We start from the raw sequence: 16,164 nt of genomic DNA on the forward strand, positions 1-16,164 counted from the left end.
TGGCCTGCCCGGCGTGCGCCGGCAATGGCCGCTGGTGCGCCAGCACTGGCGCTCCATTCTGGTACTGTCACTGTTCAGCGTTACCGCATTCAACAGCCTGCTGTATATGGCAGCGCTCACCACCACCGCCATCAATATCGCCCTGATCAATTCCACCATTCCCATCATGGTGGCGCTACTGGCCTGGGTTCTGCTGGCCGAAAAAACCCGACCCATTCAGGCGGTCGGCATTGCGGTGGCGCTGGCGGGCATGCTGATGGTGATAGGCCAGGGCACACTGGAGCGCCTGACCGGACTGTCGTTTGCAGTGGGCGATCTGATCATGGTGGCTGCGGTAGCCTCCTGGGGGATTTTCTCGGTGCTGCTGCGGCGCCAGTCGCTACCGCTGGACAGCCTGACCTTTCTGACCACCCAGATTGCCATGGGCACATTACTGCTGGCGCCGGTATACCTGATCGATCTGCTGTTTTTCTCCGGTGGTTTTGTGCTGAAGCCGTCGTCCGTACCACCGCTGCTCTATGTGGCCATTTTTCCGGGCATTCTGGCTTACGCCTGCTGGAATCACGGTGTTCTGAAGGTAGGTCCCGCCCGGTCTGCCATGTTCATGTATCTGACGCCGGTATTCGCCGCTGTGCTGGCCTGGCTGTTCCTGGGCGAGCGACTGGCCTGGTATCACCTGGCCGGGGGCTTGCTGATTCTGGCGGGGCTGTATCTGACCACCCGCAATCCGCCGGTGCCAGCAGGGCCTGCGGGTGAACGCTGAATCCGGGTTAACTCAACAGGCGAATGTCAGGTAGCGGATGGCAGCGAGCGAACCGCCGCTTCGATCTGGCTCAACGCCAGCTCAAGCACCGACCAGGACGAGCCCAGATTCAGGCGCATGAAGCCCTGGCCGGGTTCACCGAAACTGATACCCGGATTGAGGCCGACGCCGGCCTGCTCCACGAAAAACCGTTTCAAATCACCGTCTGAAAGTCCCAGACCACGGCAGTCGAACCACAGCAGATAGGTTCCATCCGGATCCGTGATTCCCAGGCGGGGGATTCGCTCCGCCACAAAGGCCATGGTCCGGTCCCGGTTGCTCTGCACATAGGCCATCATGGCATCCAGCCAGGGGCCGCCGTCACGATAGCCGGCCTCGAAGGCCGCCGCACTGAACGGATTGCAGTGGACCATATCGGCGGTGTCAAACACCCGGCGCAGCTCCGCCAGCAAGTCCTTGCGGCGGGACAGGCCCATGCCGGGGATGTTAAAGGTCTTGCTGGGTGCCACCGTGGTCAGCAGCGGATCGTCCGGCCGCGCCAGGGTATCCAGCATGGTGTGAGGCAACCTGTCGCTGAAGCCCAGATCCGCGTGTATTTCATCGGAGATGACCACAATCTGATGGCGGCGGGCAATGTCCAATACCCCCTCAAGTTCCTCAACGCGCCACACCCGACCCACCGGGTTATGGGGTGAACACAGGAACAGCACCCTGACATCCGGCTGGCTGGCGCACTGCTCCAGATGCTCCAGATCCATGACGTATCGACCATCCCGAACCTTTAGCGGATTTTCCACTACCCGGCGGCCGGTCTTGCGGATACTGCTGAAGAACGGCGGGTACACTGGCGGCTGGATGATGATCCCTTCGCCCTCCGCCGCATACGCCATGGCTGCGGCGTGCAGGGTGGGCACCACGCCGGGAGCCATCTGGATCGAGGCCCTGTCGATGGTCCAGTTGTGCCTGGCCCGGAACCAGTCAATCAGAGACTGATAAAGCCCGTCCGGAAACAGGGAATAGCCATAGGCGGGGTGCTGCGCGCGCTGTACCAGAGCCTGAGTCACCGCCTCCGGCGCCGCAAAATCGGTGTCCGCCACCCACAGCGGAATCACGTCCTCCCGGCCAAACACCGCCTTGCGGGCATCAAATTTGACGGAACCGGTGTTCTCTCGCGAGAACACCTCATCAAACGGGCTACTCAGGTCTTGCGCTCCCAAATCGTTACCTCGGTAAAGTTGTGCTGGTATTTGTTCGCGGTTTCACGAATCACAAAGGGCAGCTTAACCGGAGTACCTACGGCTGTGAAATGCTCACTCAGCAAATCATGAAGCGCATCCATCGTAGAATAGTTCTCGCCGTCCTTCTTGAAGCCGCCCAGCCACTCTGCCCTGGGGGTATGTTCCTCCAACCAGGTGTGTGGCGAGGCAATCACCAGCAGACCACCACCATGGATGCGGTTGTGGATTTCCTACAGAAAGCGCCGTGGGTTGTAGAGGCGATCCAGCAGATTACTGGCCAGTACCAGATCGTAACCGCTGAATACCGGTTTCAGGTTGCAGGCGTCCCCCTGCCAGAAGGCCACTTTGCCGGCGACAGCTTCCAACCCGAGATCCGACAGATTCCGGGTCCGGTAGCCCACCAGCTCCGCTTCCTCGATGGCGGTGTAACGCAAAGTGCCTTGCTCCGCCATGGTGACACCCTGGCCAATAAAGCGGGCCGAGAAATCGACACCCGTCACCTGATCAAAATGACGGGCCAGCTCGAACACCGAGCGCCCGGAAGCACAACCAATGTCCAGGGCTGCCCCCATGGGCCGATCGCCCATGGCAGTTACTGCCAGATCTGCGATGGCTTTCGGATAATTGGCCACACCCAGCCATTCATCGCCGTAGTGGAACTCGGCGTATTCCGACAGCACCTTGTCGGTTTCATACTGGGTCGCCGGCGGTACCACTTCGGCATCCGATATGACATAGCGAAAACCGGCGTGCTGAAAGAAGTGACGACGGAAGGCATAACGGGCACTTCGCAGAGTTTCGTTGCCACAGGAAATCCAGGAACCCCCTTTGATCAGGTTATGCTGGTTATCAAAGGTCGGTGTGGTGAAATCATCATAAAGCTCATGGACATCAAAACCGTCAAGGGGGTATGTGGGCGTCTCTACCCATTGCCAGACATTGCCCACCACATCGTAGAACTCGCCGTGACGATAGCGGGTCACCGGGCAGGATGAAGCCCAGTGATCCAGGTGCAGGTTGGCCCTGGCGGGTGCGTCATGGGGCACTTCGGCAACACCGGCTTCGTCGTAAAGACGATACCATTCCACCTCGGTTGGCAGCCGCACCATCTTGCCGGTCTGCTTCGCCTTCCAATTACAGAAGGCCTTGGCCTCGTGGTAATTGACCTCCACCGGCCAGTCCCAGGGCATCTCCACTTCTTCAGTCATTAACCGCAGATACCATTCGTTGTGCCAGACCCAGAAGGTGGGGTGGCGGGCTTCTGCAAAATTCCGCCAGGACAGCCCCTCGGCTTCCCACAGGGCATCGTCCTGGTAACCGCCGGCTTCCACAAACTCCAGGAATTCGGCGTTACTGGCCAGGTAGCGGCTGGCCTCAAAACCGCTGACGTTGGTGCGCTGATGACCATATTCATTGTCCCAGCCGTAGTAAGGCGCATCGAAGGACTTGCCCAGTTCCACCTCACCTTCCGCCACCGGGACCAGCTCATTGACCGGCGCTTCTCCGATGAGTCGACAGGGTTGCCACTGTGGGTCCGGCCGGACCCAGGACACCGGATGCTGGCGTATCAGCACCGACGAGGTTTCCAGGTGAATCCGCTCGTGCTCGATACCCATGACAATCGGCCACCAGGGACTCTGCCAGTTAATGGGCAAGGACATGGGTAAAGTATCAATCAGATTCAGCACCGCAGCGCGGACCTGATTGCGGTACACCCGCACCTCTTCGATGGCAGGCCAGTCGTAATGATCGTCGTTGAGATCATCCCAGCTCATTTCATCGACCCCCACCGCAAAGGTGGACTCCATACGGGGATTCACCCGCTCAGGTAACAACTTTGCCAGTACCAGCTTGTTGATAAAAAACGTCGCGGTATGACCGAAGTAAAAGATCAGCGGATGCCGCAGGGGTATGGATTTCTCGAACCAGGCTTCGTCTGCTGCCAGAGTATTGAACAGAGACTCGTACCTCTCCCACGTGCTCAGGAAGTACTGCCGGATTTCCGCTCGCTTGGCATCCCCATTACCGGAGGACAGATCCGGCGTGCGTTCAAACAAACGAGTACCCTGTTTCGGAGCAGTTGCAACACTGGTCATAACGAAAACTCTCTGTAAATCCATTGATAAATACTGATACTGCTTAAAGACAGATTCGGACTTGTCAGCCACATGTCTCAGTGACGCCTGCGCTGGCAACGATTACACTTGCCACCCTACCTATCAGTAAAAGCCTGAGTATAGCCGCTGTGCGTCAGGTTTTAATGACCGTAATCAACCCGTTGCTGCGTTCGTTGTCGGAGTTTTCATGATTGGCCAGATCATCGCCACCCTGCTGCCGGTGTTCCTGATTGCCGGATGCGGCGCATTGTATGGCCGCTTCCGCAGTCCGGATATCCAGGGCCTGAACACCCTTAACATGGAGCTGTTCGTACCCATGCTGGTGTTTGCGGTGCTGGCCGACCAGCAGGCGCCGCTGCAGGACTATGCCCATCTGGCCCTCGCCGGAACCATCATTGTGCTGGGTTCCGGGCTGTTGCTGTGGCCGCTGGCGGTGGTGCTCAAGCTCAATCTGAAAACCTTCCTGCCACCAATGATGTTCAACAACTCCGGCAACATGGGTATACCGCTGATGGTGCTGGCCTTCGGCGAGGCCGCCCTGCCCGCTGCCGTGGTGCTGTTCATCGTGGAGATGATCCTTCACTTCTCGGTGGGTCTGTACATGCTGGACCCGCACACCTCCATTCTGCGGCGGTTGCGGGTGCCGGTGGTGCTGGCCACCATCGCCGGGCTGTCCGTCAACCTGGGCGGTATTGTGCTGCCGGTGTGGCTGATGGAAAGCCTCAACATGCTTGGTGGTATCTGTATTCCACTGATGCTGTTCGCCCTCGGGGTACGGATGCTGGATGTGGATTTCAGCGACTGGAAACTGGGACTGCTGGGTGCCGTGGCCTGTCCCCTGAGCGGTGTGATTCTGGCCTGGCCGCTGATCTTCTGGCTCGAGCTGCCGGGCCTGCAGATTGCCTGCCTCTGGGTATTTGCGGCGCTGCCACCGGCGGTACTCAACTACATGGTGGCCGAACAGTATCAGCAGGAGCCACACAAGGTGGCCTCGCTGGTGCTGATCAGCAATCTGGGCAGTCTGGTGGTGATGCCCATTGTGCTGGGCCTGGTGTTTGCGGCGGGTTATATCTGACGCCGATCGCGAAAACATGGCAGAGCCAAACTACCATCTCTTGATACGAATCACCCTCCAGGGTCATCTGAAACCGGTAGAATCCAGGGCACACATAACGTTGTCCTGACTGAAAAGGAAGTTTCTATGGCCGGTGTCTCCATGGACAAGCGCCAGCAATTCTCGGTGTGGTATTTCGTCGTTGCCTTGCTGGTGCTGTTCGCGGTGCAGAACTGGTTTGGCGCCAGCTCAACGGAAACCCTGCGCTACAGCGAATTTCGTCAGCTGGTGGCCGCCGGAGAATTGCAGGAACTGACCGTTTCTGCCGACCTCATCCGGGGCAAGGTGCCCTTCGCTGCCCTGCGCCCTTATCTTTCCGATGAGCGGGCACGACAACTGCAGAACAGCAGCGGACCGGTCTCGTTCCGGGTGGTCCGTGTCGAGGATCCGACCCTGACCACTGACCTGCAGGCTGCCGGCATTGACTACAGCGGTACCCGGGAGAGCACCTGGTTAACCTCCCTGCTGTCCTGGCTGCTGCCCTTCGGGCTCCTGATTGTGGTTTGGATATTCCTGTTCCGGCGCATGGGCATGGGCGGTGGCAGCAGCAGTATGATGTCCATTGGCAAGAGCAAGGCCAAGATCTATCTGGAACAGGACACCAGGGTCACTTTTGATGATGTGGCCGGGGTCGACGAAGCCAAGGCCGAACTGCAGGAGGTGGTGGATTTCCTGCGGGAACCGGAACGTTACAGCCGGCTTGGCGCCCACGTACCCAAGGGTATTCTGCTGGTGGGCCCGCCCGGAACCGGCAAAACCCTGATGGCCCGGGCTGTGGCCGGCCAGGCCGCAGTGCCCTTTCTGTCCATCAGTGGCTCCGAGTTTGTGGAAATGTTCGTGGGGGTGGGTGCCGCCCGGGTGCGGGATCTGTTCGCCCAGGCCCGGCAACTGGCCCCGGCCATCATCTTTATTGATGAGCTGGATGCTCTTGGCCGGGCCCGGGGAGCCAACCCGATGATGGCCAATGACGAGAAAGAACATACCCTCAACCAGTTACTGGTTGAACTGGACGGCTTTGATCCCAGCAGCGGTCTGGTGTTGCTGGCGGCCACCAATCGCCCGGAAATCCTGGACCCGGCGCTGCTGCGTGCCGGTCGTTTCGATCGTCAGGTGCTGGTAGACCGCCCCGATCGCATTGGCCGCGCCCAGATCCTCAAGGTTCACCTGCGCAAGATCACCCTTGAGAAACATCTCGACGTGGACCAGGTTGCCGCCCTGACGCCCGGCTTTACCGGCGCCGATCTCGCCAACCTGGTAAACGAAGCCGCCCTGCTGGCTACCCGCCGGAACGCCGATGAGGTGACCCTGGATGACTTCAACGCCGCCATCGAAAGACTGATTGCCGGGCTTGAGAAGAAGAATCGCATTCTGCGCCCGAAAGAACGTGAAACGGTGGCCTACCATGAACTGGGCCACGCCCTGGTGGCCATGAGCCTGCCGGACATGGACCCGGTCCAGAAGGTATCAATCATTCCCCGGGGCATCAGCGCCCTGGGCTATACCCTGCAACGCCCGACAGAAGATCGCTTCCTGCTCTCCGAAGAAGAGCTGCGTAACCGCATGGCAGTCCTGCTGGGTGGCCGGGCGGCCGAACGAATGATCTTCAACTCCCTGTCCACCGGCGCAGCGGATGACCTTGAGCGAGCCACCGACATTGCCCGGGACATGGTGGTGCGCTTTGGTATGGACCAGGGTCTGGGCCAGGTCACCTATGAAAAATCCGGTAACGGCCTGATGCCGAACCGGTTCATGGACCAGAGCCATAATTACAGTGAAGCTACCGCCGAGCAGATCGACAGCGCCATACGAGCGCTGATTGACCAGGCGTTCAACCGGGCTACAGAGATTCTGGAGAAGAACCGGGACACCCTTGGCAGAGGCGCCACGCAACTGCTGGCCGAGGAAGTCCTCAGTGGCGAGCGGTTGCAGGCGCTGCTACGGGAAGCTCAGGCCATAAACACCTAAACTCTGAAAAACCGCACCTCGCCGTTGAGCAGTTCTGCCAGGGCGGCAAGCTCCTGACTGGAACTTTTCACCTGCTCGGACCCCGCCGCTGTCTCAACGGTAGCATCGTGAATGCGGCTGATATTCTGGTTTACTTCTTCTGCCACAGAACTTTGCTGTTCGGCGGCACTGGCAATCTGGGCATTCATGTCGTTGATGGCGCCCACCTCACGACGGATTCTGGCCAGGGCTTCCTGGGCGTGGCCGGTCTGCGCCACGGTCTGTCGGGCCCGCTCACGACTGGCTTCCATGGCCGAGGCGGCTTTGCCGGCACCGGTTTGCAGCTTGCCGATCATCTCCTGGATTTCACGAGTCGAATCCTGGGTACGGGTCGCCAGCGAACGCACTTCATCCGCCACCACCGCAAAACCACGTCCGTGAGTGCCAGCCCGTGCCGCCTCAATGGCCGCGTTCAGAGCCAACAGGTTGGTCTGGTCGGCAATGGAGTTGATGACCACGATGATGGATTCGATGTCAGCGCTGTCCTGGCTGACCTGATGTACCGTGATGGCAGTGTTTTCCAGCACGTCCGCCAGCTCGTTAATGGCTGATGCGGTTTCCTGCACGACCCGGTCACCGGTTTCCACTTCCTGATCTGCGGTTCGGGTGGCCGACGCCGCATGTGAGGCAAATCCGGACACTTCGTTGACGGTGGCGGCCATTTCATTGATCGCCGTCGCCATCTGCTCCGCCTCTCTGGACTGCAGCCGTACCTGCTTGCTGTTGTTGCCGGCGGTTTCCAGCAATTCGGCAGAGGCACCAGCCAGATCGTCGGCTGCTTGCCGTACCCGGCCCATGGTTGCGGCCAGACGTTCGGAGGTTTCTTTGAGGTGCCCCATCACACTGTTCGGATAGCGGGTCTGAATGTTCTGATTCAGCTCACCATCGGACATCCGACGGATGGCATTGGCCACGGCTTCCGGCTCTGCTCCAAGGGTCGATTTCAGGTTGCGGATAATCAGCAGTGTCACCACAACGCTGATCAGCAGGGCAAATCCGGTTACCGTGAAAATCAGCGCCTGGAAGCCACCGGCGGCCGCCTGTACCCGATCAATATCCGCCGCAATGAGCTCCTCCTGATGATCAATAAAGGCGTTTCTGCTCCCCAGCCATTCACTGTAGGCTCCGGAGACTTCCGTCAGCAGGAAAATCCGGGCCTGTTCCGTGTCGCCGCTCTGGCGCAATTCCATCAGCCGGTCGGTCAGATCCAGTGTGCGCTGCTCAATCGCTTTGATAGCCGCCAGCTGAGTCTGCTCTTCGCGGGTAGGTTTGGTGCTGGCAAACAGATTGTCCATGGCTCTGGCCGAGTCCTGATAGAACCGGTCCAGGCGCTCCACGTTTCTCAGGTGTTGGTTGAGATCTGCCGGCTGACGCACCAGCACCGCATCGCGAATTGCAATGGCACGATCGTGGACACTGCCGCGGAAGTTGATGGCATGCCGTTGCTTCACGGAGGCTCCTTCCCGGACCTCCAGCAGGGTGCGATCGATGAAGCCCACCTGATAATTGCCAATCAGGCTCATCAGAACCATCATGGCCAGCAGCAGGCCGAACCCCAGCCCAAGGCGCATGGCGACAGTCAGTCGTTGAAACATTGTTAGTCTCCGGCACAGTATCTGTTATGAGTACCAGTAGTTCGCGAAAAGTCATAAAGCGGATCAATCATTTGTAAGATTTAACTGGCCCTCACATTGTCGTTACGAAACAACAACAAACCAGCTGCATCACGGCGCATTCCGGTGCCCTCCCATCAGCTTCCGGCTGTCTGCCAGCGCTGATACCGGCGGTTATAACCTCTTGGAACGACTTGCAACCTTCAGGACTTTGACCCAAGGTAAGTAACTGTATTTCCCCGTTTGTGTGTCCGATATGGAGGTCTGCCCATGAGTGTTCTGTTTCTGGTGATCAGCGCGCTGGCACTGATCTATCTTGGTCTGAGTGGCACGGTGGCCACGGTGGTGCTGGTGCTGGCCACCCTGGCGGGCATGTCCCAGGATGGCTGGCATGTTCTGAGCATACTGTTCGGCGGTGGTTTGCTGGCCCTGAGCCTGATCATGCTGCACGGTGGTGAGCTGCGCCGGGATCGTCTCAGCAAACCTCTGCTGGGCTGGGTACGGGGGCGTCTGCCAACCCTGTCTGCCACCGAATCGGAAGCACTCAAGTCCGGCACGGTGGACTGGGATGGCGAGCTGTTTTCCGGACAGCCGGACTGGGCAACTCTGCACAAGGCAAAGCCTGCGCACCTGACCAGTGAGGAACAGGCGTTTCTGGACGGCCCTGTCGACAAGCTCTGCGACATGCTGGATGACTGGAAAATCACCCACGAACACTACGATCTGCCGGACAAGGTCTGGAAGTACATCCGCGAAAACGGCTTCTTCGGACTTATGATTCCGAAGGACCAGGGCGGCAAAGGCTTCTCCCACACCGCCCACTCCGAAATTGTCATGAAGATTTCCACCCGCAGTGTGTCAGCCGCCGTGACCGTTATGGTACCCAACTCCCTCGGCCCTGGTGAGCTGCTGATGGAATACGGCACCGACGAACAGAAAGCACACTACCTGCCGCGGCTGGCCGGCGGCGACGAGATCCCCTGCTTTGCCCTGACTTCGCCCATTGCCGGTTCCGACGCCGGTGCCATTCCCGACAAGGGCATTGTCTGCAAGGGTCAGTGGAACGGAGAGGAAGTCCTCGGTCTGAAGGTGACCTGGAACAAGCGCTATATCACCCTGGCGCCGGTGGCCACCCTGATCGGCCTCGCCATCAAGGTCTACGACCCGGATCAGCTGCTGGGCGACAATGACGACATCGGCGTGACCTGTGTAATGGTGCCCCGGGAAACCGAGGGGGTGAACGCCGGCGCCCGCCACCTGCCGATGAATACCGTGTTCATGAACGGACCCACCTGGGGCAACGACGTGTTTATCCCCATGGCGCAGGTTATCGGTGGCCAGGAAATGCTGGGTAAAGGCTGGAAGATGCTGCTGGAGTGTCTTTCCATCGGACGCTCCATTTCCCTGCCCGCCCTCGGCACCGGTGCCGGCAAGGTGGCCAGTCTGACCACTGGTTCCTACGCGCTGGTGCGGGAACAGTTCGGCCGTTCCATCAGTCAGTTTGAAGGCGTCCAGGAGGCCCTTGAGCCCATCGCCGGCTATACCTGGATGATGGACGCCGCGCGCCTGCTTACCGCCGGCATGCTGGACCGTGGGGTGCGGCCTTCGGTGCCCTCGGCGGTGCTCAAGTACCGCAACACCGACCTGATGCGCGAAGTCATCAATCACTCCATGGACGTGGTGGCCGGCCGGGGTGTCATCACCGGTCCCCGCAACTTCATGGCGCGGGCCTATCAGGCGGTACCGATCGGGATCACAGTGGAAGGTGCCAATATCCTGACCCGCAGCCTGATGATCTTTGGTCAGGGCGCCATTCGCTGTCATCCCTATATTGTGGATGAGATTGAGGCCGCCGGCATGGAAGATCAACGGGCTGCCGTCGACAAGTTTGATCAGACCTTTTATCGGCACATCGCCCACACCACCCGCAATGCCCTGCGGTCCACGCTGCTGGGGCTGACCTTCGGACTGATCGAGCCGGCCCCGCGTCAGGGCAAGATACAGGGCTACTACCGTCAGCTGTCCCGTTTCTCCGCTGCCTTTGCACTGATGACAGACGTCACCCTGCTGACCATCGGTGGTGGTCTGAAGGCTCGCCAGCGCCTGTCCGGACGCATGGCGGACTGTCTGGTGCATCTCTACTATGCCTCAGCGGTGATCAAGCAGTGGCATGAAGAGGGTTACCCGGAAGAGCAGCGGCCGCTGGTGGAATGGTGTCTGGAATCGTCCCTGCGTGATCTGCAGCAAGCCATGCGGGCAGCCATCATCAACTTTCCGGTTACCGCCCTGCGCTGGCCGCTGCGGATACTGGTGTTCCCGCTGGGGGCCACAGGCCTCAATGGCCCCGATGACAAGCTCGGCGCTATCGTCGCGGCCACCATTGTGAAAGATACGCCGCTGCGACTGCGCATCAGTCGGGGTGCCTATATCAATACCCGAGAAGACGACGCCATGGGCCGGGTGCTCAATGCCTACCGTCTGGCCAACGAAACCCGGGAGCTACGCCAGCGCCTGCATGAAGCGGTTCGCAACCGCAATGAGGATGAAGTCGACGGCATTGCCCTGCTGATGGGTCATCAGCGCAAGGAACTGGTGGACTGGGCCTGCAAGGAAGGGGTGATCAAAGCGGAAGAGTGCGACAAGCTGCTGGAGGCACTGACCGCCCTGTACGATGTGATCCGGGTAGATGCCTTTGACAGCGAAGGCCTCAAGGCCCTGTCCCGGGCCGCCAAGGGCAAACGCAAGGTGGTCGAGCGGCCGGCCCGGGAAGACGACTGAACACCGGCCGGGGGAGACCGCAGCAGCGGACTCCCCGGTTCAGGTCCGGGTTCAGACGTGGGTCAGGGCGTGGCGCCGACCGGACTGATCCAGGTGAGGCACACTGTTGAAGCTCAGTACCCGGCGGGCACTGCTGCCAACAATCACTTCGCTGAAGGACGTGTTGCGACACTGGAAATTCAGGTGGATGGCACCGGTCTGTGGCCCCTGAAACAGGGTGGTCATGGCGCTGCCAATAACCCCGCCGGACGTCACCACCAGCACAGCATCGTCGCGGCCGGCGCCTTCCAGCGCAAAATCGAAGGCACTGTCAACGCGGCCCCCGAAGTCTGACCAGGTTTCTGTCACGTCTTCGAGCTGGTCTTCAATCCAGGCCTCGTAGGCGGAACGGAACGTGCGCCAGTAATCCTTGAAATCCGCCTTCTGGTGGACGTGCTGGTCGCCGCGGCCGGTGAAGGCCTTGTACATCATCTCGCCGTCGTACTCGTTAAGGCCGGCGTGAGTGTCGATGTCCGTGTCCGTGGAGCTCATGCCTTCGAGGATACCCCGGGCCGTGTCCTGCTGACGGCACAGGGAACCCGCCACAATCCGGTGAACGTTCAGTTCACGCTCCGCGAAATACTCGCCCAGCCAGCGCGCCTGTTGCCAGCCCAGCTCCGACAGCTGATCGTAATTGGCCTGGCCGAATGAGGCCTGACCGTGTCTTACTATGAATAACTTAGCCATGGGTTACCTTTTGTTCTTGCTACTGCAGATCGCACATCCTGCCCCAGAAGACGGCAATTGACCAGCCTCCTGTGACGCATCTCACAGTCCGGAGTCCGCCATAGCCACGGCCTGGGGGCCCCGCAAACCACTGGCAACCGCCTGCGCCACCAACCAGCGACGCAGCACCCGGATTCCGGGTTCCTGGCGCCGACTGGTCTTGAACGCGAAAAAGAAGCTGTCGCCGGTAATCAGGCTGTGGCAGGGCAGCCGAACAAACTGCTCGGCATCCGCCTGGTTGCTCATCATGTAATCATTGGTCAGGGTAATCCCCTGATGATAACGGGCCGCCTCCAGTGCCAGCAGCATATGACTGAAATGCTGAATGCGAAGGCCTTCCGGTAATGCTTGCCCTGCCGCCTGTAACCAGGCCGACCAGTCGCCGCTGGTGCGGTTGAAGATGCTGAACGTGGACAGCAGCGGGCAGCCCAGCAGCACCTCCAACGCTATGACATCGGTTTCCGGATCCAGGTTCTGCCGGCGACACAAGTCATGCCAGTACTGGCGACTGCAGACCGGGAACAGCCGCTCCTGATAGAGCAGATCGTAGCTGAACGCCGCTGAATCGGTGTTGATGGTGATAAAGGCATCCGCAACCCGTTCTGACAGTACTGGCTGATCACTGGTCATCTCCAGTGACACGTCCAGTTCCGGGTAGTGGCGGTGCAAATCCGGCAACCGGGGCACCAGCCAGCGCACACCAAAAGAGCTGAACAGGGCCAGCCGCAGGCTGGACTCCTGCTGGCCCAGCAACTGGCCGGTGGCCCGCTCGATCTGCAGCAACGCGGAGGTAATGCTTTCAAGGTATATCCTGCCCTCACCGGTGAGCGCCAGGTTGCGGCCGGTCCGGTGAAATAGCTGCTCACCCAGATAGGTTTCCAGCAGTTTGATCTGATGGCTGACCGCACTCTGACTGACATTCAGGGAAATGGCCGCTTTCGAGAAGCTGTTGAGGCGGGCAACCGCTTCAAATACGGGCAGGGCTTTCAGGGGTGGAAGATTCATTATCTAAAAATCTCATACTTAACCGGTAAATATCATTTTATCGGATCAAGGAGCCACCATACACTGCCCTCCTGGCAATTCGAAGTCCTGGCAAGCCGTTCAGAAATCCATTCCCATCCATCAGACCGAGCCCGAGTGTTATGTCCGGTAAAACCGTCAACAGCGCCATTCTTTTGCTGATCATCGGCAATGCCCTGGCCATTGTGTCGGATATTTTCATCAAGCTGATGGAACCGGGCGCCCCTGTATTCCAGTTTACCTTTGTGCGCAGCGCCCTCACCCTGGTGCTGTTGCTACCGCTGCTGGGAATGGTGGATCGTTCGCGGCCCTTTGAGGGTCTGGGCATTCATGCTCTGCGAGCCCATATCCACATGATCGGTGTGCTGTGCATGGTGGTGGCTCTGACCACACTGCCCCTGGCCACCGCCAATGCGGTGTTCTACGTGGCCCCGGTCATTGTGATGCTGCTGTCGGTCCTGCTGTTCCGGGAACGGTTGACGCCGCTCAGCGTACTGGCCGTATTCAGCGGATTCGCCGGCGTGGTGGTCATTCTGCGACCGGTTGAACTGGGCTGGGGAGCCATCGCCGCACTCGGTGCTGCCGCAGCCCTGGCTACCAGTGCTGTACTGGTGCGCAAGCTGCCCAAGAGTCAGTCAACCGTTCACAAGCTGTTCCTCAATTACGGTCTGATGCTGCCGGCGACCCTGGCCCTGGCCTTGTGGGAGGGCGCAACCTGGACCTGGACCATTGCAGGACACGCCCTGGGTTCTGCGGTGTTTATTCTGGGTTATAACGTGGCGGTACTGATGGCCTACAAGCACGTGGATGCAGGGCAGGTGACCAGCGCGGAATACACTGGCCTGGTGTGGGCTATCGCCATCGGCTGGATCTGGTTCAACGAGATCCCGGATATCTGGTTTGTGGTGGGCAGCACCATGATTGTCGTGCCGCTGATCATGATCGGGCTCAACCAGCACCGGAAACGGCCAGCGGTACAGAACCACCCGCTGGTGGACAGCAAATACCACAGTCCGGAAAGCTGACTGGTGGTCAGTGGTAGGAGTCCATCATCTCCTGCCAGTCCCTGACCACCAGGATTTCCTTTGCCAGCTGGTAGTTATCGTCTGCCTGCGCCTCCGCCGGCTGCAGTGACTTCAGAGTGTAGAGCTGACCCCGCAGAATGCCGGGACTGCCCAGTGACTCCGCCAGCTTCAGCTCCTTTGCAAGCGGCTCCGCCCCCATGGGCTGACTGGCCATGTGTGCCATGCGGATCTCGGCACTGTAGATGGCCCGGGTTACGCCGGCTACTGTGGCATCATCGGTTACCACCAGCTCCCAGCTATGGCCGAAATCCTCAACACGGTAGACCTTGCCGGTGATACCACCAATGTCCTCGGTGCGATCCAGCGGGGTGGCGTGCACACCGTTCATATCGACCTTGCCTGGCACCTCCACCCCGTTACCGCTGCTGCTACGACTAAGGAACTCCTGCATATTCATGGCGAAACGTTTGTCGCCATTGGCGGCCGCCATCACCACATAGGGCTTGCCATCACTGGTCAGGTAATAAAGAGCCTCTTCCGGGTTACCCACCTTGACGTGGCCCTCATCACGATAGCTGACCTCCACGCTGGTACCGCGGGAATGTTCGATGACAGCCTGCACATCGGCGAAGGCTGGGGATGACAGCAACAAGACTGAAGACAGGACAGACAGCGCAGTCAAAGTAATCAGGGGTTTCATCGCGAGCTCCTTTCTCTGGGCGGTCACCGGTACTTCCTTTTTCCGCAGACTTTCCGTGACCTTGGCCCCCGATTTTAACCCGCTGTTTTTGTTATACAACTGCCGCCTTCACAGATCGCCGTACTTGTATGACCCCGGTCGCATTTTGAACAATTTGGCCTTTCAGGTGATAGGCCCGATGACGGACCAGACGCAAAATGGTCCCCGCAACACCAAGGATGACATCCGTACTACTGCAGGAGCTCTCTATGTCACGTACCTTCGCCTTTGCTATTGGCGTTGCCATCATCACGCTGGTGCTCTGGCTGCTGTTCAGCCCGGCCCAGCCGCCCGCCGATGGCGGCATCCCCAGAACCGGCGATGCCAGTGAGCCTGCCGCATCGGGTACCACCGAACGCCAGACCGTAACAGCCCCGGGGCAGCAGACTCCCCCGGCTGCCGCTGGCGCCCTTACCGGCGATACCGCTGCCAGCTCAGAGCAGGCAGCGGATGTACCGCCGCCAATTCAAGGCAGCGATCAACCCCGTCCCACCGCTATCAGTTTGTGGCAGCAAGTAACTGAAGACGCCGAAACAGAAGCCGACGGCTTTCCGGCGACCGCCTGCAGGCGGATCCCGGATCTCTGGAAAGTCTTCATGTGGGCCAGCACCTGGTCATCGATATTCCCGACCTGAATCAGCCTCTGACTGCCCGCATTGAAAGCACCCACAATCAGCTTGATAACGTTCAGGTTTTTCGGGGACCGGTGATGGAAGGTCATGACAATGACAACGTCATCATCACCCGTGGCGAGCGTGCCACCTACGTGGTGGTGAGTACCCGGGAAGGGGTCTACTCAACGGTGATCGACAACACCACCGGCGAGGCCCTGCTGACCGATGAACGGGACATTCTGGCCCGCCAGCGCCACGACGACATGATTCCGGTACCTGGCATTGAACAGGAGCCCCCGACACCGGTGAACTGATACCGGACCAACGCTTTAACACCAGAACCGGGAGCAGCAATGGAGTGGCTCCTCTCA

Annotated in this window: 14 protein-coding genes; 7 read left to right on the plus strand and 7 right to left on the minus strand. The window is 59.6% G+C overall.

Annotation, left to right across the window (positions count from 1 at the left end):
• A partial coding sequence (locus AAC035_RS01700; RefSeq protein WP_339799389.1) for a DMT family transporter occupies nucleotides 1–763 on the plus strand: 763 nt, incomplete at its 5' end.
• Nucleotides 764–789: 26 nt separating this feature from the next.
• On the opposite strand, the gene AAC035_RS01705 is transcribed toward AAC035_RS01700, so the two are convergent.
• The 3 genes from AAC035_RS01705 to ovoA are packed head-to-tail and all read right to left on the minus strand — an operon-like array spanning nucleotide 790 to nucleotide 4,097.
• On the minus strand, nucleotides 790–1,980 hold the full coding sequence (locus tag AAC035_RS01705; RefSeq protein WP_339799391.1) for a PatB family C-S lyase: 1,191 nt from the start codon (nucleotides 1,978–1,980) through the stop codon (nucleotides 790–792).
• Complete coding sequence (locus AAC035_RS01710; RefSeq protein ID WP_339799393.1) at nucleotides 1,962–2,195, minus strand: hypothetical protein; 234 nt, start codon at nucleotides 2,193–2,195, stop codon at nucleotides 1,962–1,964. Before AAC035_RS01710 ends, AAC035_RS01705 begins: the two co-directional genes overlap by 19 nt.
• A gap of 36 nt (nucleotides 2,196–2,231) precedes the next feature.
• Nucleotides 2,232–4,097, minus strand: a complete 1,866-nt coding sequence (gene ovoA / locus AAC035_RS01715; protein WP_339799395.1) for a 5-histidylcysteine sulfoxide synthase — start codon at nucleotides 4,095–4,097, stop codon at nucleotides 2,232–2,234.
• Nucleotides 4,098–4,305: 208 nt separating this feature from the next.
• On the opposite strand from ovoA, the gene AAC035_RS01720 reads away from it, so the two are divergent.
• Complete coding sequence (locus tag AAC035_RS01720; RefSeq protein ID WP_339799397.1) at nucleotides 4,306–5,193, plus strand: AEC family transporter; 888 nt, start codon at nucleotides 4,306–4,308, stop codon at nucleotides 5,191–5,193.
• Nucleotides 5,194–5,334: 141 nt separating this feature from the next.
• Complete coding sequence (ftsH, locus tag AAC035_RS01725; protein ID WP_339799442.1) at nucleotides 5,335–7,197, plus strand: ATP-dependent zinc metalloprotease FtsH; 1,863 nt, start codon at nucleotides 5,335–5,337, stop codon at nucleotides 7,195–7,197.
• Here the strand turns inward: ftsH and AAC035_RS01730 are convergent.
• Nucleotides 7,194–8,831 (minus strand): methyl-accepting chemotaxis protein, encoded by a 1,638-nt coding sequence (locus AAC035_RS01730; protein ID WP_339799399.1) that lies wholly within the window; start codon nucleotides 8,829–8,831, stop codon nucleotides 7,194–7,196. The genes ftsH and AAC035_RS01730 overlap by 4 nt on opposite strands.
• A gap of 288 nt (nucleotides 8,832–9,119) precedes the next feature.
• Here AAC035_RS01730 and AAC035_RS01735 point away from each other — a divergent pair, with 288 nt between their 5' ends.
• Complete coding sequence (locus tag AAC035_RS01735; RefSeq protein ID WP_339799401.1) at nucleotides 9,120–11,627, plus strand: acyl-CoA dehydrogenase; 2,508 nt, start codon at nucleotides 9,120–9,122, stop codon at nucleotides 11,625–11,627.
• Nucleotides 11,628–11,678: 51 nt separating this feature from the next.
• Here AAC035_RS01735 and AAC035_RS01740 read toward each other — a convergent pair whose 3' ends face one another.
• Together AAC035_RS01740 and AAC035_RS01745 are read right to left on the minus strand one after the other, a co-directional pair.
• Nucleotides 11,679–12,353 carry a histidine phosphatase family protein gene (locus AAC035_RS01740; RefSeq protein ID WP_339799402.1) on the minus strand — a complete coding sequence of 225 codons (675 nt, stop codon included), beginning with the start codon at nucleotides 12,351–12,353 and terminating at the stop codon, nucleotides 11,679–11,681.
• 81 nt (nucleotides 12,354–12,434) lie between these two features.
• Complete coding sequence (locus AAC035_RS01745) at nucleotides 12,435–13,397, minus strand: LysR family transcriptional regulator (RefSeq protein WP_339799403.1); 963 nt, start codon at nucleotides 13,395–13,397, stop codon at nucleotides 12,435–12,437.
• A gap of 140 nt (nucleotides 13,398–13,537) precedes the next feature.
• Here AAC035_RS01745 and AAC035_RS01750 point away from each other — a divergent pair, with 140 nt between their 5' ends.
• Nucleotides 13,538–14,440 (plus strand): DMT family transporter, encoded by a 903-nt coding sequence (locus AAC035_RS01750; RefSeq protein WP_339799405.1) that lies wholly within the window; start codon nucleotides 13,538–13,540, stop codon nucleotides 14,438–14,440.
• Nucleotides 14,441–14,447: 7 nt separating this feature from the next.
• Here AAC035_RS01750 and AAC035_RS01755 read toward each other — a convergent pair whose 3' ends face one another.
• Nucleotides 14,448–15,140 (minus strand): hypothetical protein, encoded by a 693-nt coding sequence (locus AAC035_RS01755; protein ID WP_339799407.1) that lies wholly within the window; start codon nucleotides 15,138–15,140, stop codon nucleotides 14,448–14,450.
• 248 nt (nucleotides 15,141–15,388) lie between these two features.
• On the opposite strand from AAC035_RS01755, the gene AAC035_RS01760 reads away from it, so the two are divergent.
• Together AAC035_RS01760 and AAC035_RS01765 are read left to right on the plus strand one after the other, a co-directional pair.
• Nucleotides 15,389–15,814: a hypothetical protein gene (locus tag AAC035_RS01760; protein WP_339799409.1), complete on the plus strand. Its 426-nt coding sequence runs from the start codon at nucleotides 15,389–15,391 to the stop codon at nucleotides 15,812–15,814.
• The gene (locus tag AAC035_RS01765) at nucleotides 15,778–16,107 is read left to right on the plus strand and encodes a hypothetical protein (protein ID WP_339799410.1); all 330 of its coding nucleotides are present in this window, start codon (nucleotides 15,778–15,780) and stop codon (nucleotides 16,105–16,107) included. Before AAC035_RS01760 ends, AAC035_RS01765 begins: the two co-directional genes overlap by 37 nt.
• Nucleotides 16,108–16,164 lie beyond the last annotated feature (57 nt).

This window comes from uncultured Marinobacter sp. (genome assembly GCF_963974375.1).
In the GTDB taxonomy this organism is placed as follows: domain Bacteria; phylum Pseudomonadota; class Gammaproteobacteria; order Pseudomonadales; family Oleiphilaceae; genus Marinobacter.

Coding starts and splice junctions, on each gene's coding strand:
- AAC035_RS01760 (WP_339799409.1), top strand. CDS start 15,389: ATGTCACGTACCTTCGCCTTTGCTATTGGCGTTGCCATCATCACGCTG.
- AAC035_RS01735 (WP_339799401.1), top strand. CDS start 9,120: ATGAGTGTTCTGTTTCTGGTGATCAGCGCGCTGGCACTGATCTATCTT.
- AAC035_RS01730 (WP_339799399.1), bottom strand. CDS start 8,831: ATGTTTCAACGACTGACTGTCGCCATGCGCCTTGGGCTGGGGTTCGGC.
- ftsH (WP_339799442.1), top strand. CDS start 5,335: ATGGACAAGCGCCAGCAATTCTCGGTGTGGTATTTCGTCGTTGCCTTG.
- AAC035_RS01745 (WP_339799403.1), bottom strand. CDS start 13,397: ATGAATCTTCCACCCCTGAAAGCCCTGCCCGTATTTGAAGCGGTTGCC.
- ovoA (WP_339799395.1), bottom strand. CDS start 4,097: ATGACCAGTGTTGCAACTGCTCCGAAACAGGGTACTCGTTTGTTTGAA.
- AAC035_RS01720 (WP_339799397.1), top strand. CDS start 4,306: ATGATTGGCCAGATCATCGCCACCCTGCTGCCGGTGTTCCTGATTGCC.
- AAC035_RS01740 (WP_339799402.1), bottom strand. CDS start 12,353: ATGGCTAAGTTATTCATAGTAAGACACGGTCAGGCCTCATTCGGCCAG.
- AAC035_RS01755 (WP_339799407.1), bottom strand. CDS start 15,140: ATGAAACCCCTGATTACTTTGACTGCGCTGTCTGTCCTGTCTTCAGTC.
- AAC035_RS01750 (WP_339799405.1), top strand. CDS start 13,538: ATGTCCGGTAAAACCGTCAACAGCGCCATTCTTTTGCTGATCATCGGC.